The following is a 21,441-nucleotide window of genomic DNA, read 5'->3' on the forward strand; positions in this document are numbered from 1 at the left end:
ACTAACAGGAGTTTCTTTACCAAAACGGCTTAAATGACTGATAGATGAAATCGACCATTTGCCCAGGGCCCGACATTTCTGGAAACATCACAAGTAAAACAGCAAGGATCCAATTCACCATCATGATCGAAAAAAATGCCATCTTTACCCTTTTGCCACTTCTCTTCAATCCCGGCCCCTGGATCAAAAAAATAAACACCAATATAACCGTTATCCCTAAGATTCCAACAACCTTCATCGCTCGACACCTCGCTTAGGTTTTCCATCTGCTAAACCGGTTCTTTGGATATTCACCTTCGTTTCAAAAGAAACGGCTACATCCGGAAAAACTTCATTCCACTGGTCTTTTTTTTGTTTCCATATTTGTGGATATTTTTTCTCGAATTCATCCGCAAAGCCGAAAATATCAGCATGTAACTTTTTCTGTACTTCCGTAAAAACGAACCGTTCCCTTTGTTCAATTTCATATTCAACCTTTTGCTCAACTTTTTTTATGACGTTTGGATCGAATAAGTTGAATTTTGTCGTATTTTGAATGACTTCTAGATCTGCGTTTGTTTTGATGTGCATGCCCCATTTGCCGTTTTTAATGGAAGGAATCAATTCATTATGACTCCTTAACAGATTTAAGGAGATATAGCCTGTTTCATCTTTAAACGAAATCGTAAACACCCCGGATTTAATCTCATTTCTTGGCCAAAGAATTCCCCTTGTTTCTTTATCACTTAATCTTCCTACCATTTTTCCATCCTTAAAAATCGCTGCTCCGTTAATGGTTGGAATCGCCTTTTTTTTATCCATATGTGTTGGGGATAGGTTTTCCACCCATGGCAATACGGCTGCAATAGATTCACCAGATAGCATTTGCAATAAATCCTTCACCGTTATTTTTACCCCAATATTTGTTTTAACTATTTTACGAAGTTGTTGTGAGGCGTCTTTTTCTAATTCCGGCATGGCCTTCAAAACAGTCTTTGCCTTTCCCCTCGAAACAAATACATCGGCATGTATCCGAGGTTCCGAATGCCGCATCCAAAAATCAATTTGTTCGCTTATTCCTTTCTTGGCTAATTTATCCCCAATAAGGAGCACTTCATTTTGCCCCCAAAAAATCTTCCTGGTAAGTGCTTCCTGAAGCCGTGCCATCGCATCCGCAACGGTTTCTCCCTCAGCTGATCTCACAAAGGATTGGCCGCTGCTATTACCACCTGACATCCCAGATCCTTGTCCACTTTGCTGGGATTGTGGTATATAGATAAGGACTGAGAGTTCGATATTATTATTTTTCCCTTTATCCATACCTGCCGCGAGAATAAAAGCTAAGTCATTTATTTCGGTTCGATCCCAACATCCTGTAAGGACGATCAAGGTTAGGCAAATCAAAAGGAATAAAGTGAAAGTCCTCTTTATAGATCGAATCTTACACATCAACTTCCACCATCACCTTTGCTTGGACTGGGCCTTTGATTCTCGGCTTCACGTCTTAGGTTACTAGTATCTTTTGAATAAAAATCAGGACGTGTATCCATGGCCCACCACGGGGCACGAACCAAGACATCCTTTAAATTACTAAGCTTTAGTACGGCTGCCGGATTGAGATAGGGTACACCAAAGGAGTTAAGTGTACACAGGTGCGCAACAATGGTAGTAATTCCAAGCATGACGCCCAATAGTCCCAACATTCCGGATAAAATCATGATCGGAAAGCGGAGTAGTCGAATCGAGATGCCGGCCGCATATCTTGGCATTAGAAATGAGGCAATACCTGTAATGGCGACCACCATAACCATCGGTGATGAAACCAATCCCGCCGCCGTCGCTGCTTGTCCGATCACGAGGGCACCGACAATACTAACAGCAGCTCCAACTTGTTTTGGTAGTCTCACACCTGCTTCTCTTAGTGCCTCAAAAGTGATTTCCATCATAAAGGCCTCAACCAAAGCTGGAAAGGGAATTTGTTCACGACTTTGGGCAATCGTTAAAAGCAGTGAGGTTGGAAGCATTTCTTGATGAAATGTTAAAATCGCCACATACGCTGATGGTGCAAGCAAAGCGATAAAAAAGAATAGATAGCGCAGCCAACGGATCAATGTGCTGACGTAAAATGGATTATAGTAATCCTCAGGTGCCTGTAATAAACTTGTAAACGTACAGGGAGCAATAAGGCTAAAAGGGGTGCCGTCAATCAAAATGATCACACGGCCTTCTAATAAACAGGCCGCAGCGACATCCGGACGTTCTGTGTTTAATACCTGCGGGAAAGGAGAAAATGGGCTATCTTGAATCATTTCCTCAATATAGCCACTTTCTAAAATACCATCCATCTTAATTCGCTTTAGTCGATGAGTAACCTCATCCACTAAAGCGGTATCGGCTACTCCTTCGATATACGCCACGATGACTTGCGTTTCAGTGTAATCACCAATATTGATTGGTTTCATTTTTAATAATGGATGACGAATTTTCCTGCGTAAAAGGGAGGTGTTCACTCGTAATGTTTCAACAAAGCCTTCCCTGGGACCGCGAATGACGGATTCCGCGTCAGGTTCCTTAATACTGCGTTTTTCCCACTTCGGCAGGCCCACCGAAATTCCCTTTGCTTGTTCTTCAATTAAAATGATGGGGTTGCCCATGGAAATCTGTTTGAAAATATCAGGTATCGTGTAGATTTCCTTGATATCTGATACCGATATTTCCTTTTTCGCTCGCTCAAATATCGGACCGTTTTCCGGGCTTTTCAGCTGGATAAGCGGCATAAGCACGTGCTGGTCGACTTCTTCGGTATTTGACAGGCCATCTATGTAAAGAAGAACAGCATTGATCTCGTTGCCAATACTAAAGTCACGAAATACCACGTCGGAGCAATCTTTATAGGCAGATTTCAGTATGTCTATATTTTTATTTAATCTTGGATTTAGAGGAATTTCCGGCATTGAATTCAACGATTCATTCAATTGTATATTTGGAATATCCCCCCCTTTTTTCCTAAACCCCATATATTTCATCACTGGACCCCTTGAAATGTGTTAAACATATTCTTTGTAAATTCTGTAAAAATAATGCTACTCTTTTCAAAGTAATTAAGGCCTTACAGAAATTGGAGACCATGGGGACGGTTCGAAGCCACTGAAAAAGACCATCTAATGAGAAAAAGAAGCTAACCATCTACAATATGTAGATGGTTAGCTTCTTACTATTGTCTGCACATAAGATATTAGGATTCATAGGCGGAGAATTTCCGGCTATTGTGTGTAGTGGAGGCTTTAGAAGCAAATATAAACGGAGATTTTCCGCTTAGCTGCTCTAAATAAGACAAAATCCTTCGGTTTGGAACGTATAACCGGAAAAACTCCCCTTATTTTATGGGAAATATGAGTATTTCCCAAAATAAACGGAATTTCTCCGCTTATTTTTCAAACTGAGTGTAATCAACATTCAGTTTGAAAAATAAGACCAGCTATTATGATAATTCTTTCATATACCATACATCCATTACGTTATGTTCTGAACCATCTAGCGCTCTATCAAGTTGCTGGAAACCTAATTTGCTATAAAGGAGATTGGCAGTTTGGAGAATCTTCACGGTTTCTAAGTAACAGTGTGTATAATGTTCCTTGGCAAAGTCGAGTGCTACTTTCATGAGTTCCTTCGACAAACCCATACCTTGGACTTCAGGTGTAAGATATAGCTATTGCAACTCACAAAACCCCGTCTGCTGACCAAATGGTGCAATCCCCACACCACCTACCACTTCATCTCGTTCATTCACCACAACCCAATACTTTGCATTTTATTGTTCCGTGTAAAATTGTGCTAGATTGCTTAGTTGGGGATCAAAATAGGCAGTTCCTGGAATGTCTAACTTAAAAGATACTAATGAGCGTTTGATAATTTGCTCCATTCTTTGATTGTCCCTCTCCTCTATTTCACGAACCCGTATTGTTTTCTTCATCCTCCAAATCTATGTACTTTTTTTTATTATAATATGGGAGATGCATATACTTGAAAAGTTTTTCGTAAAACTGTTAAGATTTCCCTTATATCCGCTCCTCCCATAGAAAAAAGTGCCAGGTACCAACCAAATTTGGAAGGTGCTTGACACTCTTATTGGTATAAGCTTTGATAAATAATAAGTTGAAACATGACCTTAAATCAAGGATTCTAGTCGGGATCCTTAGTAACTTTAAAATAAGTAGGTACACTCATAAAGCCCCTTACGGCTATTAAATCTTTATTTCCTTTCACCGCAAAAACTCTCTCCATCTCGTTCCCGGTCTTCCCGATCTGTTTACTTAGAGGATAATCATCAATATAAAGGAATGGGTTTACTCATATTATAGAGTTTGAAAATTCCTTCAATAAAAGCTAGCTGCAAACCGCCAGTAATCATCCCACCCGCTAGCCAATCGCATAGAAATTTGGATGATTATTGTATGTAGTTTTACCGATTAGTTATTGATATTTGTTGACTTTTTTTCAGAAAAAAGGTCAGACCCCAGCGCGCTAAAGCGTTAGCACGCCTGGGGGCTGACCCACTGGCCTAAATAAGTTTTTCCCCACAATTAGGGCAGAAGTTGGCTGCGCCGGTTTTTTCACCGCAATTTGGGCAAAAGTTTGGCCTCTTTTGGCCACTCCCATTTGGTTGGACAGGAGGTTGTGTATTTTGCGGAGATGCAGGTTGATTTTGCGTCTCTTGATTCATTTGATTCATCAATTTGCCCGCAATATTCATCCCCATCATCATTCCGGCCATATCGGATGCCGTTCCGCCTCCGCTCATTTTTCCAGAAGCCATGCCATCTGTGATCGAGATTTGCTGGTACCTGCCAACATCACTTACCATACCGTGTGAAGCATTTTTGGTGATCATGTCTTGTATCTCTTTTGGATAGCTGAAGCTCATCACATTAAAACCCGTGATGGTGATACCGCTCTTGATCATCTGCATATCTAAATCCTCTTGAATTCCTTTTGAAATGTCGAAGGAGTTAGCCTGCAAATTGTACATATCCTTTCCTTCCTGTGTAATCCATTTCATCAGGAGCTGATCAAGGATCGACGTGATGCGAATTTTGACATCCTCCACGAAATATTGGTCCTTCACTCCGGCAATTTGATCAATTAAAGCAATATAATCCTGTACTTTAAAATTAAAGGTTCCGTTCGCACGAATCGGCATGCCGCCAGGGAGTCCAAGGGTCGGGATATTAATCGCATTTTGCGTGCCCCATTTCACCACAAATTCTTTCGTATTCACAAACAGCACTTCTACGCGCATGCCGCTATTGAAGCCAAATTTGAATCCCTTTAAGGTCGATAAGAAAGGAATGATCTGAGACTCGATATCGTACTCGCCATCATCACGAAACACCCCTTCAATTTTTCCATTGTTAAAAAAGATCGCATCTTGACCAGGACGAATGATCAGTTTGCTCCCCTTTTTGATTTCACGATTGCTCCATTTATAGAAAATCATATCATCTCTAAATTCTTGCCATTCGACTACATTTGCAAATTGATTTTTAAAAAAAGACATCGCTTAGCTGCTCCCTTCCTCTATTAAAATTTACCTCTACTACCGCTATGTGAGTGACCGCCACCAGTGATTCCTCCACCACCGCCGCTTTTTGTATCATTAGACGGTTTCCTCTGTCTCGTCACAGTTTGTCTGACATAGTTATCATATTGGTTTAGTACTTTTGATCGCTCATTATTCATATATGTTTGCTCATTAACCGTAACCCTGCCCCCAGAACGATAGGCCATCATCCCGACAACCACAGCCGCTACAAGGAGCGAAGCAATTAATTGGAACCACCATTGAAAAAATAGATTCTCATGACCAACCCCTGATTCATAGCGATTATACCCTTCCGAACTTCCACCGGGACCATAGCCCGAATACCCATCCGAGCTGTTGCCGTCAGTCGGCTCATAGCCCATATACTCATAAGAAGTTGTTAAAAAAAGTGAAAATGCTTGAAAATAACGGCTCTCTGATAAATCGGGGGTAATATTATCGCGAATCTGATCAAGCCTGCCATCATCCAAATACTGCTCCGCTTTTTTAAAGCCCGCTAAATAAATATCCCGTTCTTGCATGTCGATGGCGAGGATCGCGGTATTTCCATGCGACTGGTCATAGCCGGGAGCCTTATCATCATAGAAATCCTCCACATATTGAACAATATCCTTTCCATCCGTACCATTTAGCGTGATGATAATAAAAGCGGTCTCCCTCTCTTCGCCCAGTTCCTTTGCCAAATTTTGCAGATTTGCCGCCTCTTGATCCGTTAGTAAATGGGCATAATCATAAATATACTGGGCCTGGTCAAAGCTTTCTGCTTTAGCCGGCATTCCCCATGGCAGCAACAGTAGCGCGATCATAAAGACAATGATTCCTCGTCTTTGCAGATAGTTCCCTCTCACCAGAAACCTCCTCCCATCAGATAAGAGACACATTTTAACGCAAAGAAGGATCCTGCAGCGATGCCGCTAAACCACATCGCTACTTTAGAGGCACTGATTGGTGGTTTGCCGACAATTTTTCCCGTTTCACCATTCATCGCAAACGTATACACCGTATTGTTATAATCGTAGTTGACCATCCATACCGGCAATAAAACATAATCAGTGTTAACATTTCTCGTATCAATAAATTTATTTGTATAATTGACAGAATGATAGCCTGTTAATGTAGAACGAATATAGGAATCAATATAGCCGCTGATTTTGTCTTTCGCCCGTGGAAGCAGTTCTTCGTCAGTATAATTGTATTTCTCGGCAATAAATCCTGCCAAATACGGTGTTTTAAAATCTTTTAATTGATCGTATGGGTATGGTTCCAATTTATCCATTAATCCATCGTTCATTTTTGCGGATGCATCAACCGGGATCTTGACATAATCGAGATTGATATCACGGAAGGCATCAAAATATTTCGTTTCCGTATAAATATAATCACCCTGTGTATAGGTTCTAACCTTTGTGCACGTAGCATTTACTTGAACTTTACTATTTAAATCAAATAACCAAAACGGGACATACATCCCAGTAATACTCTTAATCCGGTCCGCCGTCATGAATCCTTTCGGGGTAAGCAGCCCTTTTCTGCACCATTTTTGAAACGCCTTCCTCGCCTCTTCCTTACTGATCATAAATGGAATGACTTTTGCCGGCGCAAGAATTCCCGATAATCTGTCGGCAATGACAACACCCGCTCCGCAGAAACTACAGTTTGTTGCGGCCGTGTCTGCATCTGTCATCAGAACAGCCCCGCAATTCTCACAATGGTATTCGTTCGCCTCGTTCTCCGAAAATCTTACCGACTTCAATTCTTCAGGATAATTTTCAATCCTATCGTGTCTGCCGCAGGCTTGACACGATAACTCGCCTGACTCAGCATCAAAGCTCATATCATTCCCACAACCGGGACACTTATAATGAAGAATCATACTTTCATCTCCTCTTTTTGGGACATGGGGTCAAGAACCTTGTCCGACTTTCTTTCTATTTATCGAATTGGGACAGGCACCTTGTCCACTAGTCCGCGGCTAGTTGATTAATCTCCACGGTCAGTTTGTCATGCATTTGTTTCATTTGCTGAGCCTTTGATGATGCCAACTGGTATGAGACTTCAAATTGCGATAATTCTACCGCCAAAGAAGCCTTCTTTTCGAGAAACCTCCTCGCATCCCTTTCATTACCTGTTTCTAATGCTTTGAGGCGATAGCGCTCCATTTTTTCCATATCATCGCGGCACTCATTTAATGCTCTTTGTGTCCGCTGCTCTTCAGCCATCACTGCTGCTGTTTCCGCTTTGATTTTTCCCAAATCGCTGTTAAGTTCTTTTAAATACTGCTTAATTATTTTCTCCGGATCTTCAGCCTTATCTAATAATGAGTTGATTTTACGTTCCATAATATCAGTAAATTTTGAAAGAATACTCAAGTTCAATCCCCCTTATATACCTCTACATATATACTGTTTATTTTAATAATAGTTTCATCTTTTGCAACATTTGTTGGATCCAGGAATGGTAGGTTTATGGAGTAAACCATTTGTCAGCATACGGACTATTTGACCTGTTGCACCTAAAATCAAAATTTTCATACTATCTACTACTCAGATAATAAATAAAGAGACATTGATTTTTAAGATCAATGTCTCTTGTTTAATTGAACTACTTACTTTTCAAGGGTCTGATCTAAAATTGTTTCTATGCCAAAATCCCCTCAATTTTTTCAATAACTTCACCCGTAAGTTCAATTTCAATGGCTTTGACATTTTCTTCTACTTGGCTTGGTCTACTTGCACCAATTAATGCGCTTGAAACATTTGGCTGACGTAAAATCCATGCTAACGCAAGGCTAGGTAGAGTGATTTCTAATTCCTTGGCGATCTTCTCTAACTGTTCCACCTTCGTAAAGGTAGTCTCAGTCAACATACCCTTTATGAAGTTGTTGATTTCTGTATTTGAGGCACGGCTATCCTCTGGAATGGTATTTCCTTTATATTTTCCTGTTAAAATCCCCTGAGCAAGTGGAGAAAAAACCACTTGTCCGATCCCATGCTTTGAACTCACCGGAATTACTTCCTTTTCAATATAGCGGTTTAACATGTTATATACAGGCTGGTTCACGACAATTCGATCTAAAAGGAATTTATCCGCCACACGGACTGCCTCTTCAATCTGAGCCGCACTCCATTCACTTACGCCCGCATAAAGAATCTTCCCTTGACGAATTAAATCATCAATGGCTCTCAACGTTTCTTCCACTGGCGTTTGTGGATCATAACGGTGACAGTAAAAAATATCAACATAATCTAAGTTCATTCGCTTCAAGCTCGCATTGGCTTGTTCAATCACATGCTTCCTCGATAATCCGCGATCATTCGGACCTTCACCCATTGGCCAGAACGCTTTTGTCGTAATGACATAGGATTCACGCGGATATTCCTTTAAAGCTCCAGCCATAACTCGTTCACCTTCACCACGCTCGTAAACATTGGCAGAATCAAAGAAGTTAATCCCCAGTTCATATGCTTTATGTATTGTTTTCTCAGCCGTGTTATCTTCAACCGTTTTCCCGTAGGTTAACCAGCTGCCTAAACTTATTTCACTTACCTTTAACCCACTATTCCCTAAACGTCTGTATTTCATCGAAATCATACCTCCCTGGTTAATTAGAAAAGAACCTTCAGATTAACTATATTAAATTTTGACTATTTTTACAATTATGACATACTTCAGGATTGGATTAATAATAAATTCATCTGCTTCTTTTCCTAGGGCAGCAACCGAATGCGTTGGATGCCATGAGCGAACAACACCCGGACGTTTTCGAAACAGTTCCGTTAATAATCCAACACAAGATGGTGAGTCATTGACATAAAATCGAGGATTCTCCGCATTAATAAACGACCATGTATGGGTCGGAAAAACCAATTTTGATAAAATACTTACTTTTTGTAACAAAAACTGACAGGTGTAAATTAATACCTGTCAGCTTTTATTAGCAATATTTTTTTATCTAATTTTTGTCTTATACCATGCTTATTCAGATGGCAATTCGTTAAAGAATGCTACATCTTCAATAGGAAGACGTGTAGTAGGATGTCCTGGTTTCGTTGCTTTACCGATAGCAATGAGCATAACCGGGACAAACTGCTCGGAAATTCCGAAAGCTTCAATGAACTTCGCTTTATCGTATCCTCCCATTGGAACAGTGTCATAACCTTTGGAGCGAGCGACTAACATGAACTGCATCGAGATTAGTCCGCCATCCGTAAATACGATTTGGCGAGCCACTTCAGGCGGCAGGTTTGAGTACATGCCCACTGTTCGTTCGATGAATGATTTAGCCGTATCAGTTGGCATAAAGCCAGCTTCAACAGCCTGTCCATAAATTTTTTCAGCTTTCTTGTAGCTTTCCACATCGCCAAGCACAGCAATAACCGCAGATGCTTTGACTACTTGTTGTTGATTAAATGCAATTGGCAAAAGCTTTTCCTTCAACTCCGGTTTATCGATGACTAGAAAACGCCATGGCTGCAGATTCGAAGACGAAGGAGCTAACGTTGCTAGCTCCAGCATTTCGGTCATTTCTTCGCGTGAAATCTGCACTGTTGGATCATATTCACGAACTGATCGACGATCACGAATAACATCTAGGAACATTTGCTGTTCAAGTTTTTCTAAAGTTTGTAAGTTTGCCATAACAATTCCTCCTAATAATGCTAGAATACTATATCTCAAAAATTCTTATAGTAAAAGTTTTTAACCCTATCATGAAAAATGTAATAAAAGAGACTACCACACTATTTTTCCAGTACCTAAGTTAACTTAACCAAATCAAACCGAATTGTCAAAAATAATATACTAGTAACTTTAACCATAACACTAAAAAACAAAAGCGAATGTTACAATCCAAATAAATGGAGAATAACATTCGCTCACACAACCTAGCTGGTTTGTTTATTGGGGAGAAAACTCAAATTAACAACTTAATTAGTACCTTAATCAGAACATCTTTTAACAGTAAAAAAGCATATAAAAAGCAACTGAATTCGCTCAGTTGCTTTTTTTTTATTAGCTCTGTTATTATTCATTGTTGATTTTCGTGTAGAAAAATTTTTAAGCGGAGAATTTCCGGCTAATGTCGATAATGGAGGCTTAAGGAGCAGATATAAGCGGAGATATTCCGACTAACTGTTCACAATAAGACAAAAGCCATCGTTTTGGAACGTATAACCGGAAAAACTCCGCTTATTTTAAGGGAAATATGGGAATTTCCTGAAATAAACGGAATTTCTCCGCCTATTTTTCAAATTGAGTGAAATCTAAAATCTACATTTACCTTTAACACAGCCTTTTTATTAAAAATATGGAAACACACTGATTATTCTTTAACAGCTAAAACAACATCAGCATAAAATTCGCCATCTACTACCACTTCATAACGCCACAAGCCGCTTTTTGGAACCGCAAAGGTAGCAGTGAAGCGTTCTAAAGTGGAATAGCCTGTTGACGGCTCTTTAATTGTTTCCGGGGACAATCCTGTAATTTTTTCTCCGGTTTCTTTATGGTAAGCATAAATAGCTAATTCTTTCCCTTTAAAAGTCTCAAATGGTGCCGTGAAATCAAATAGGTATCCATAAGGTTTTCCTGCTGAAAGAGATGGGTCTGGGGCAACTAACAATAACACTTCCCCATCTTTTACATATATATCTCTAATTTCTTTAATTTCTTTACTCCTTGAGCTCCAAAAATCTTTAGTGCGAATTATCATTCCTTCTATTTTGTGCTCTTCAGTTAAATTCGCTTGCCCAGTTACGATCCCAGCTTCTGATTTTTCGCTGCCTTCTTTTTGGAACTGCAATTCTACTGTGAAATTATAAACGCTATCTTTTGCATCTACTTCTTCATATTCAATTTTCTTTATCTTAAAATTGTAATAATCACTATTCGGATGATTCATTACTAACGAACCGTAGCTATTAACAAAATCTCTGTAGGACGTTTCATTTGCAAAATAATCTTTAAATAGCTTTTCTTCATATTGATTTAACGCTTCAAACTTTTCTTCACTTTCTTTATCCAATATTTGTATTAATTCATCACTTGGACCTGTAAGGCTATTCTGTAATACAGCTTCAATGGTCTTTATATTCTCATCTTGAGTTTCCTTTTTTTCGGTACATCCAAATAACATTAATAGAAGTAAATTAAAGAAAGTAGTTGCAAAAAATTTCTTCGTTCTTTTTCTCAGGTAAATCCCCCCTTAAATTAAGGATATCATATTTTTTCCAATTATCCCCTAAAATAATAGTTCACTTGTTTACAAGCGAACTACCTGGATTAGCCGCAATTTTTTCCCAAACTCTGTGTGCTAATAGCGAATATGATCTCCTGGCTGATTCCGATTGGTAAATCCCCTATTTTTCTATCAAATCACAAAAAATACGAATAATGATAGCCTTTGATTACTTGTTTAAGTCTATGATTAATCTTTTCCTGGCTTATGTTTCTTTCCTTTTGATTATCAGCCCATGTATTCATGTCCTCATGTTCTGGATGGTTTGCATCTGCTATAATTCGCAGATATTCCTCATAACCCCCTTCTCCTCCTACATCTTCAGGAGGTCTCTCTCCGATTCCTTCAACAAATGTTGCACGAAACTCATTTGATTTTACGACTTTTTCCAATGTTATCGTATGTTCCCAGGAATCGCCAAAATCATATTCATATACGACTTCACCATAGGTTGTAAAAATTTCTTCAAGACCAACAAATCGTTCCTGACGAATCTCAAATGCATCAAAATCCAAATATTCCATCGTCTCGGGGTCGTCATCCATTACAATTTTGAGGTCCTTCCTATCCTCTCTTTCCACAACAAATTCATGTAAATGAGCGTTATGCCAATCAAAAACGGTTTGAATAATATTATGTAGATGTCTAAAGGAATAAGTCGAAGGCACTAAAACCCGTCGCCAAATTTCATGACCCTTTAGATTGATGTTTATTTTCAGTTGATACAGCTCGATTTCAAGAACATCTTCCACAATTTCATGATCTTCCTGACCCAAAATAAGGCTGAGGCATTTGAGCATTTTTTCAATCGGATAAAACCCTGGATCGTTACCAGACAATTGGATAAATCTACCGGTAATAATGCTGATATATCGCTGAATTCTTATCTTTTCATCTAAATATTCTTGCATAAACTCAATTTCACGCACCGCATTATTCATCTTTGCGACCATGCTTCTACTTGCCGTTTTCGAAAATGTGATTTCACCCGCAGTTTCCATATATGCTTCAATGACTTCTTTACGGACACCTTCCATACGTAAAGCCGTACTGATTGCCTCACGAATTAATTCATTTATTTTGGAATAATCCTTTTTACTTGGTCTGTAGATAACGATCGAATACCTTGTTTCATTATTCATCAAAACAATCGCTTTTTTTCTATCAATCGTGGCAATATTAGCATGCCATGCCATGAAGCTATTAGGGAACTGCTCATGTCCTTCTGGAGAATACAGCTCACTATTCTTTATTCCAAGCTGATCAAGCAAGGATTTCGTACATTGGATTAACATTTTTCTCACCCTCTTAAGTTCATTCATAAATATGACTACCCTCATGAAATAACGATTTATAGAATAAGAGCAACAGGGAAAGTTAGTTTCATAAAAAATAGACACCATATTAACTACTTGTGGTGTCTATTAACTTTTTATACTTTTTCTATTTTAGGGAATGGTTGAAATCCGATACAAGTTGCACTTCTGCATTGCCCTATCCTTTTTTATGTTAGAAGCAATTATTATTTTTAAAAGATGATGATTCTTTATATCTATAATTTCTTGCCTTCCGAAGATTGTCGAAAGTGTTATTACTTATCGATCTGCGGGAAACACTACCCCCATTTGGTTTCGGGCTTCATCAAGAATTTCCATAACCGAAATCGAGTTTTCATATGTATTTACATTTGATTCTAAGGAACCACTTTTAATAAGTTCTATAAATTCCTTTGCCTCGTAATACATCGTGTGGTGCTCAGGATAAATGGAGATATCTTCTACTGTCCCATCCCGATAGTGAATTTCTACTTTTTCAGGTACTGAGATTCTATCAATAAGTATACTGCCATTTTCCCCTTGAATTTCAGACGGGATATAGGAGTCTGTAATCTTCGAAAACATAACCATTCCCTCCATATCCTTGTAGTGGGCAAGAATACTACCTTCACCATCTGCTCCTGATTCAAGCATCAGTCCACTTGCTTTGATTAGATCTGGCTTTCCAAATAGTTGCACCATTGGATAAACACAATACACTCCAATATCCATTATCGAGCCATTTGAAAATTCAGGTTTGAAGGCATTTAAAATAGTTCCTTCCTTATAAGCATCGTAGCGGGATGAATATTGGCAATAACTCGCAAAATAGCGGCGTACTAAACCAATTTTATGTAAATTCTCACGAATACTTGAGAAGGAAGGTAGAAATCCTGACTTCAAAGCCTCCATTAGGAGCACCTTATTATCTTTTGCGGCTTGAATCATTTCTTTAAGTTCCCTCGAATTTGAGGCAATCGGCTTTTCACAAAGAACATGTTTGCCATGATTTAATAAAATGATTGCTTGAGAAGCGTGAAAGGAAGTGGGGCTTGCTATATATACAGCATCCAATTCATTAGATTGAGCTAATTCTTCAATTGAAGTAAAGGTAAATGGTACTTGATATTTCTCAGAAAATTCCTTTGCGCGTTCCTCAGTACGTGAATAAACAGCAGTTAATGAAAAATCTTCAATCCCATTTGTTGCTTCTAAAAATGCATCTGTAATAAAGTTGGTACCGATAACTCCAAAACGAATCACAAATTTCCCTCCATTTGCCAAAATTAAAGTATATGCTTATTATAACAAGCAATCACTACCACAAGGATTTATCAGCTTCAGAGTCTAAGCAGCTTATCCCATTAACCTTGTTCAACCATTTGCGCTACTTCTCCTTCAATTGCTGCAAAGGTTTTAGTACTTGATCGATTGTTAATTTTATTCTCCGATAAGAAGTCGGAGACGTCTTTTTGATTCCCTTCAATCCTTTTATTCTACAAAAACGCCCCAACCGTCAGAATAACCACCATGTGGTTTACTTAAGTTATTTAATTTATTCTGTATTTTAATTAATTCATTATAATTTAATAACATTCTTTTAGAGCAGCAACATGCCCACTCTTCCGTTTCGTCGTCTTGCTCTAAGAAACAATTGAATCCTTCTTTCTTTAGTACTTGCGATAATACTTCACCTATTGCTTTATCAGGCACGGCAACAAAAAAGTCCACTGAGTGTTGTTTTTTTAAATTTAATCCATCTTTATATAGACTATGTAAGGCATCTCCATCAGCATCATTTGGGAATTTCATTCGTTTTTCCTCCATATTCTAATACATTCATTGTTTTCATTATAATTCACTTATATCTTTTCGACTAACCAAAAATTTTTATTGATCAAAAAGATATAAAGACTATGTGTGTTTACCCCATTAATAAAAAAATAACAGCCACTCTTAAACATTGATATATCAACGTTTAAGAGTGGCTTATCAATTAATTTCGGTGTGATTAAAAAATCGATTTCAGTATTGGGTATTTATTGGAAATGAAACAATTAATAAGTGGGGACTGTGTACTGATTATTTAACTTTAATTACAATTTTCCCTTTGGCATGATGTGTCTCACTTAATTCATGTGCTTTTTGTAACGCCTCTGCTGAAAAACCAAATATACTTCCCACTTGAGGCTTAAGTATACCTTTCTCAAGTAATTCGCCTAATTCACCTAGCTGTTTACCATTTGGCGTTAACCAATAGGAGCTTACCGTTACTTGATACTTTTCTGCTAATGCGGAATCGGGCTGTCCGGCAATCGTTACTAGTCTGCCACCAGGCTTTAATACCTGGAAGTTTTTATTTAAAATATCGCCGCCCATTGTATCAATAACTACATCATAATCACTTAATTCTTCTTCAAATTGTTGTGTACGGTAATTTATAACTTCATCTGCACCTAGCTCTTTTACATATGCTTCATTTTGTTCACTCGCTGTTGTAGCAACATAGGCACCTAAATGTTTTGCCATTTGAATGGCCAAACTTCCTACACCACCAGCTCCAGCATGGATGAGCACTTTATCTCCTTGGTTAACTTTTGCATTATCCACAAGACACTGCCAAGCTGTTAAACCTGCTAATGGAATAGAGGCAGCTTCTTCAAATGTCAGGTTGCTAGGCTTTTTCGCAAGCAATTCCTCATCAACAGCTGTAAATTCCGCATAAGTACCTTTAGCGGTAGTATCCGGTCGCGCAAAAACCTCATCCCCGACATGATATTCCTTCACTTCACTCCCCACTTCAACGATTTTACCAGCAACATCCCAGCCAAGGATTATGGGGAATTTCCAATCAAGCATCTGCTTTAAGTAACCTACACGAAGCTTCCAATCAATCGGATTAATGGAGGTTGCATAAACCTCAACAAGTACTTGGTTTGCTTTTATTTCTGGTTTTGGCAGCTCCTGCTCTACCAACACATCTTTATTGCCATATTCATTGATGACAACTGCACGCATGAATAGCACTCCCTTTTCCGAAATATATATGCAAGTTCTAGTATTCGTTTCTTCCTGTGAGGTCATTCCTTTTCGTAAGAGCTTAATAAAAAACTAGGACCCTTAGTCACTTTAAAATAAGTAGGTACACTCATAAGCCCTTTTCGGCTATTAAATCTTTATTTCCTTTCACCGCAAAAACTTTCTCCATCTCGTTCCCTGTCTTTCCAATCTATTTACCTAGAGGATAATCATCAATATAAAGGAATGGGTTTACTGATTTATATTGATGATTTTTGAAATAAACGTAATGGAGTGCATAATTTTTACAATTATGCACTCTTACAGGATTGGATTTGACGTTGTCCCCAATAAATCAAGAAAATAAATCTGGTTTTTCTATTAGTAAGTGATTTAGCAAGTCTGTCATATTTACTGTGTCACATACTCTTACTGTTGCATCACCAAATTGTCCTTTGTACATAACTTGGTTATTTAGAAAAATATCTTCCACTCGATTGTATTTTTCAGAGGTATGACCAATATGCCTTCTTTGCGGTATGGAAATTTCCGTTTTATCCGGTAAGATTGTGTAAAGCATTTCGTGATCATCAGTCAATCGACCTGGTATATCAAGCCATTCCTCGACTCCATGAATATATGTACATCTTCGTAAATCGACTCCGATTAACAAGATGGTTGCCTTCTGATCGAGTAATTTCCCCCAGCTCGATTCGCGTGCACAAGGTGTGTCGAATTGTTCATTTCCCGCAATAAATTCATCTGCTTCTTTCCCCAGGGCAGCTACCGAATGCGTTGGATGCCATGAGCGAACAACACCCGGACGTTTTCGAAACAGTTCCGTTAATAATCCAACACATGATGGTGAGTCATTGACATTAAATCGAGGATTCTCCGCATTAATATACGACCATGTATGGGTAGGAAAAACCAAAAGACCATTTTTCATATATTCTGAAAGTGCATCAAGGACAGTATCCGCCCCACCCTCTACTTGTCCCATACTTTTCATGGATGAATGAACAAGTAATGATCCATTTTCGTCGATCCCCAATTCTTTAAGTTGCTTTAATAAATCTTGTTTCTTGTACATCACATTCAACCTTTCAATCTTTCAATATACCAAAAGAATACCATATTTGGATTATTTGTCTATGTTACTGGTGATTTGCAATACGCTGCCTTTTCACCAATGCCCCCCGTTAAATACTGAAAAATAATTTTTTATTTTTGATGAAACCGCCGTTTCTTTCCTTCTCTTACTGCATGTACTATATAGTGAACACAATAATAATATATAGAATCGAGGTGAATGATGTGGGAATAAGAAAAATGCGTTGTTGCGAATATGAAATTTGCGGTATAACAATAAGACGATGCATTCCAGCAGATCAAACATGTGAGGATCTTGTTATTCCATCAACTGGCTCAACCCTGGTTGATGATTGTGAAGATTGTCCAGAATGTCCTGAAAGTTAACTACTCAAATTACATCAAAACAAACACCAATCTAACTAGATAGAAGTGTCAAGAGACGCTTCTATTTTTCTTCTGTTGTGACGCAATTTAGGTTTAGTTCAATAAAAAAGGGTTGCCACAACAACCCCGCTGTTTTACTATGCTCTCGTTACTAGGCTATTTCAATTAAAGACAATGTTAAAGTTGTGAATGTCTATAATATCCCTTTACTAGATCCATAAAATTTTTGGCTGGTGTTGAGACATAATGATGTTCAAGCAAAATGACTCCTAAAGAAGATGTCATATTGGCATTGCTTAAAGGTGCCGAGTAAAGACTTTTTGTCCCGTAGACATCAAAAACAGATTTTGGCACAATTGTTACCCCTGTTCCCCCCTTCACCAATTCCATTAATACATGCATATCAGAGCATTCCGCAATATTTTTTAGTTGAAGCTTTTGACTAGTAAATGCTTCAAGAATCGTATTATATATACCCAGCCCCTCTGTACTAGGTAAAATAAGGGGCATTTGTGCAACCTCTTCTAAGGATATAGTGTGAACTTCCCTATTACTGACGAAAATAAAAGGCTCATTTATAAGATGATGGTAAACCAAACCTCGATGTTCAAGCGGAAGACGTACAAATGCCATTTCAATCGCTCTGGTTTTAACCATTTCTGCTAAATAAAATGAATCATTTTGGACAATTTTTAACGATACATGGGGATAGTTTCTGTGGAAGGTTTGGAGCATTTCTGAAAATCCCGAAACAGATAAGGTATTTATTCCTATATTGAGTGCGCCCTTTTTTCCCTCCTCCGTATCCTGTATTTCATTTTTCATTTCTTCAAAACTATTGACGAGATGCAAAGCCCGTTGATAGAGTAGCTTTCCCTTATCGGTTAACTCCATACTCTTCCCATTTCTCTCGATTAATTTAACACCTAATTCATCCTCCATTTGTTTCAATTGTATGCTTAGAGGTGGCTGCGACAAATGAAGCCTATTAGCAGCGGCAGTTATATTCTTTTCTTCAGCAATAGCGATAAAATACCGCAATTTTTTAATGTCCATAAATTTCTCCTTCTATTTAAAAAATATATGGTTTTTATATAAATTATATATTTCTAATATACCCCTTGTCCATGATACGATAACGAACGAACTAGAAGGGAGACTGACATGGATCGTCTATTTAAGTTAACGCAACATGGTACGACACTTACAAAAGAATTTTCTGCAGGTTTTATTTCTTACATAACCGTGGTCTACATTATTATTGTCAATGCTACGATTTTGGCTGCAGCTGGTATTCCCTTGGAGGCAGGAATCATTGCAACCATATTAACTAGTTTTATGGGATGTTTAATAATTGGCTTTTGGAGTAATACCCCTATACTCCTTATTCCAGGTATGGGGCTCAATGCGATGTTCACTTATACAATCGTTCAATCTGGGGGATTTACTTGGCAGGAGGCGTTGGCGATGGTTTTCGTTGCAGGGCTGATTTTCATTGTAATTGCCTTTACACCCCTTGCAAAAGTGATTACGTCCTCGATTCCTAATTCCTTAAAGGAAGCCATAACCATTGGGATCGGAATCTTATTGATATTAATTGGGTTTGACAATGCTGGTATTATTACGGGTTCTGAGCACACCTTGCTTGCAATCGGAGATTTAAGCAGTCCCCAAGCTGTCACTACATTTATTGGTTTGATCATTACGGTTATATTATTTGTTAAAAATATACCGGGAAACCTTCTTCTAAGTATTTTAATTACATCGTTGCTATCGATTTGGTTTGGAGGAGCTACCTTCGAAGGGATATCTCTTACGATTCCATCTTTACAAGAATACATTGGCGTTTTTGGACAATTATCGTGGGCACAAGCAGGGAACTTGGTCTTCTGGCTGACTTCCATCTCTTTTGCAATGGTGATTGTCTTTGAAAATATTGGTTTGATTCATGGTCATAGCAAGATGTTAAATCGTTATGAGAGTGATAAGACATCACTACAGGCTACAGCGATTTCGGTATTATCATCAGGAATATTTGGTACGAGTCCCACTGTAGCATCTGTGGAATCAGCAGCTGGAATAACAGCCGGCGGAAGAACAGGGTTAACCAGCATCGTGACAGGACTATTGTTTCTTGTTTCGATATTGTTCATTCCAGTTATTAAAATGGTTCCGACAAGTGCGGTTTCGCCTATTCTGATATTAATAGGGGTTCTTATGTTGCAAAACATTGTTAATATTTCCATCGATGATCTGACAGAGAGCTTACCAGCACTTCTCATTATTGTATTAATTCCTTTAACCTATAGCATTGCAGATGGTATGGCAATCGGCTTTGTTCTATATCCATTGTTGAAGCTTTTAATGGGGAAAGGAAGGGAAGTTCACCCTGCACTTTATTTGATTGCCCTTCTGTTTTTTAGCAATTTTGTTATTCAATACGCATTTTAAGTATACAGAATAGAAGCGGGCTAAACCATAAAGTGTTTTTGCGGAATACATTGGACGCTCGGTGAATGGTTGATAAAAAGTAATGATTAAAGGGTGTATCATTTCAAACAAATCAATTCCCAACTCATTTGTTAATTTTCCGGACTATTACCTAAATTTAATATCACTTTAATAACTATTATTCTGAAAATGGAGGTTTGAATTATGTACGAATATAAATTTGTTCAAATTAAACTTAGTAAATGGAACAACGCACCGAAAGAAAATTATCATGAAATCATTGCCAACCATGCGAAGGATGGTTGGAGATTCGTCCAATTATTTGCCCCTGTTACATCTGGAAACGGTTCATCTTCATTTTTTGAGATTATTTTTGAAAGACCCCTTCATTAATGAGGGGGCATTTAAAGTTCTCTATTATATAAAAGAAAGCATGATAAGAACAGTGTTAACCAATAAATTTTCTTATGAGCTAAGTTCAATTCGAGAGGAGCTCCCGTTAATTTAGAACTTTGGGAAGGTCAGAAGCCTTATAAACAAACAACTAAGGAACTTTTCCTCGGCTGTCTCTTTTTAATCAACATATTTCAATTCAGTACCATTATTAAAAATTATTTCACACATGAATTGGGTATAGTCTGCAGGGAGGTCAAATGAGTTTAGAATTTGATTTATAGCATCCTTTTTGTTCGTGTCTTTAGAAATAGTCAGTTTTTTAACTTTTGGATAAATACTATCGAATGCAGCTTCCCCGCTCAGGTGTTCATTATTTATTTCATCATCAACTTCTCCTCCAATAAAACCTGAGTTGTCGTGATTAATCTTCGCTTCATACTCTTTTTGCTCGCCGTAAGATACCTTTAAATCAATTTCAGTGAAATCCAATTTTTCCAGTTGCGACTTCATTTCATATTGAACTTGTATATTTTGAAGATTATTGGAATAATTAACATTGGTTGTTTTACCAATATTATTCTGTGTAACATTTTTTTGATCTGTATTATTATCTGTTTCATTTGTTTGGTCGCCACAAGCGGTTAATAAGACGATACAAAATACAGATAAGAAGATATACAAAATTCGTTTCATTTTTCGCCTCCATCCGAGTGCCAGTATGCTGTAATCCTAAAAATAGATAGTATAACTTCTGGTTACTCTTCATTTTCTTTCGTCATCGTCTTTCCTCCTTAGTAATCTACATACTAAGAGGTTGTCCAAAATCTTAGAAAAAATGACGAACGAACATTTTGCACCCTACCAATTAAATTTGTTCTAGTTAAATTAGAACAATCCATAGTCCTTCTTCACCTATCTACATGAGTTTAGTAAATCCTTTCATAATTGATATTCCTTTAAAATTT

General features: G+C 38.0%; 19 protein-coding genes and 2 pseudogenes. 2 read left to right on the forward strand and 19 right to left on the reverse strand.

Annotated elements, in window-relative coordinates; translation table 11 throughout:
- Positions 1-16: 16 nt before the first annotated feature.
- The 18 genes and pseudogenes from BLR86_RS21895 to BLR86_RS21980 all read right to left on the reverse strand — a co-directional run bounded on the left by BLR86_RS21895 (position 17) and on the right by BLR86_RS21980 (position 18,685).
- On the reverse strand, positions 17-238 hold the full coding sequence (locus tag BLR86_RS21895; protein ID WP_090766727.1) for a hypothetical protein: 222 nt from the start codon (positions 236-238) through the stop codon (positions 17-19).
- The gene (locus tag BLR86_RS21900; protein WP_090766730.1) at positions 235-1,428 is read right to left on the reverse strand and encodes a Ger(x)C family spore germination protein; all 1,194 of its coding nucleotides are present in this window, start codon (positions 1,426-1,428) and stop codon (positions 235-237) included. The genes BLR86_RS21895 and BLR86_RS21900 overlap by 4 nt, the downstream gene beginning before the upstream one ends.
- Positions 1,428-3,005 carry a spore germination protein gene (locus BLR86_RS21905; protein ID WP_090766733.1) on the reverse strand — a complete coding sequence of 526 codons (1,578 nt, stop codon included), beginning with the start codon at positions 3,003-3,005 and terminating at the stop codon, positions 1,428-1,430. Before BLR86_RS21905 ends, BLR86_RS21900 begins: the two co-directional genes overlap by 1 nt.
- A 455-nt stretch (positions 3,006-3,460) precedes the next feature.
- Positions 3,461-3,940 (reverse strand): annotated as a pseudogene (locus tag BLR86_RS21910) (GNAT family N-acetyltransferase).
- Positions 3,941-4,540: 600 nt separating this feature from the next.
- Complete coding sequence (locus BLR86_RS21915) at positions 4,541-5,536, reverse strand: SPFH domain-containing protein (protein WP_090766736.1); 996 nt, start codon at positions 5,534-5,536, stop codon at positions 4,541-4,543.
- 23 nt (positions 5,537-5,559) lie between these two features.
- Entirely contained in the window at positions 5,560-6,429 is an 870-nt protein-coding gene (locus tag BLR86_RS21920; RefSeq protein WP_254782414.1) for a TPM domain-containing protein, read from the reverse strand.
- Complete coding sequence (locus BLR86_RS21925; protein ID WP_090766742.1) at positions 6,426-7,454, reverse strand: TFIIB-type zinc ribbon-containing protein; 1,029 nt, start codon at positions 7,452-7,454, stop codon at positions 6,426-6,428. Before BLR86_RS21925 ends, BLR86_RS21920 begins: the two co-directional genes overlap by 4 nt.
- An 88-nt stretch (positions 7,455-7,542) precedes the next feature.
- Positions 7,543-7,950 carry a PspA/IM30 family protein gene (locus BLR86_RS21930; RefSeq protein WP_090766745.1) on the reverse strand — a complete coding sequence of 136 codons (408 nt, stop codon included), beginning with the start codon at positions 7,948-7,950 and terminating at the stop codon, positions 7,543-7,545.
- Positions 7,951-8,218: 268 nt separating this feature from the next.
- Positions 8,219-9,163: an aldo/keto reductase family protein gene (locus tag BLR86_RS21935; RefSeq protein ID WP_090766748.1), complete on the reverse strand. Its 945-nt coding sequence runs from the start codon at positions 9,161-9,163 to the stop codon at positions 8,219-8,221.
- Between the two features lie 114 nt (positions 9,164-9,277).
- A pseudogene (locus tag BLR86_RS21940) lies at positions 9,278-9,496 on the reverse strand (AAC(3) family N-acetyltransferase); the annotation flags it as partial.
- 60 nt (positions 9,497-9,556) lie between these two features.
- Positions 9,557-10,219 (reverse strand): nitroreductase family protein, encoded by a 663-nt coding sequence (locus tag BLR86_RS21945; protein ID WP_090766751.1) that lies wholly within the window; start codon positions 10,217-10,219, stop codon positions 9,557-9,559.
- A gap of 682 nt (positions 10,220-10,901) precedes the next feature.
- Positions 10,902-11,714, reverse strand: coding sequence for a hypothetical protein (locus BLR86_RS21950; RefSeq protein ID WP_090766754.1), 813 nt, complete (start codon positions 11,712-11,714; stop codon positions 10,902-10,904).
- A gap of 239 nt (positions 11,715-11,953) precedes the next feature.
- On the reverse strand, positions 11,954-13,111 hold the full coding sequence (locus tag BLR86_RS21955; RefSeq protein WP_175493011.1) for a plasmid pRiA4b ORF-3 family protein: 1,158 nt from the start codon (positions 13,109-13,111) through the stop codon (positions 11,954-11,956).
- A gap of 300 nt (positions 13,112-13,411) precedes the next feature.
- Positions 13,412-14,395 (reverse strand): Gfo/Idh/MocA family protein, encoded by a 984-nt coding sequence (locus BLR86_RS21960; RefSeq protein ID WP_090766759.1) that lies wholly within the window; start codon positions 14,393-14,395, stop codon positions 13,412-13,414.
- Between the two features lie 228 nt (positions 14,396-14,623).
- Complete coding sequence (locus BLR86_RS21965; RefSeq protein WP_254782415.1) at positions 14,624-14,944, reverse strand: ribonuclease E inhibitor RraB; 321 nt, start codon at positions 14,942-14,944, stop codon at positions 14,624-14,626.
- Positions 14,945-15,214: 270 nt separating this feature from the next.
- Positions 15,215-16,150, reverse strand: coding sequence for an NADP-dependent oxidoreductase (locus tag BLR86_RS21970; protein WP_090766765.1), 936 nt, complete (start codon positions 16,148-16,150; stop codon positions 15,215-15,217).
- 355 nt (positions 16,151-16,505) lie between these two features.
- A complete protein-coding gene (locus tag BLR86_RS21975) occupies positions 16,506-17,243 on the reverse strand; it encodes an AAC(3) family N-acetyltransferase (RefSeq protein ID WP_090766768.1) in 738 nt (245 codons plus the stop codon).
- Between the two features lie 563 nt (positions 17,244-17,806).
- Complete coding sequence (locus BLR86_RS21980) at positions 17,807-18,685, reverse strand: LysR family transcriptional regulator (protein ID WP_090766771.1); 879 nt, start codon at positions 18,683-18,685, stop codon at positions 17,807-17,809.
- Positions 18,686-18,793: 108 nt separating this feature from the next.
- Between BLR86_RS21980 and BLR86_RS21985 the strand changes: the two genes are divergently transcribed.
- On the forward strand, positions 18,794-20,080 hold the full coding sequence (locus tag BLR86_RS21985) for an NCS2 family permease (RefSeq protein WP_090766774.1): 1,287 nt from the start codon (positions 18,794-18,796) through the stop codon (positions 20,078-20,080).
- 204 nt (positions 20,081-20,284) lie between these two features.
- The gene (locus BLR86_RS21990; protein ID WP_090766777.1) at positions 20,285-20,473 is read left to right on the forward strand and encodes a DUF4177 domain-containing protein; all 189 of its coding nucleotides are present in this window, start codon (positions 20,285-20,287) and stop codon (positions 20,471-20,473) included.
- A gap of 180 nt (positions 20,474-20,653) precedes the next feature.
- On the opposite strand, the gene BLR86_RS21995 is transcribed toward BLR86_RS21990, so the two are convergent.
- Positions 20,654-21,169: a YusW family protein gene (locus tag BLR86_RS21995; RefSeq protein ID WP_090766782.1), complete on the reverse strand. Its 516-nt coding sequence runs from the start codon at positions 21,167-21,169 to the stop codon at positions 20,654-20,656.
- Positions 21,170-21,441: the final 272 nt, after the last annotated feature.

It is taken from the genome of Bacillus sp. OK048, assembly GCF_900103525.1.
In the GTDB taxonomy this organism is placed as follows: domain Bacteria; phylum Bacillota; class Bacilli; order Bacillales; family Cytobacillaceae; genus Neobacillus.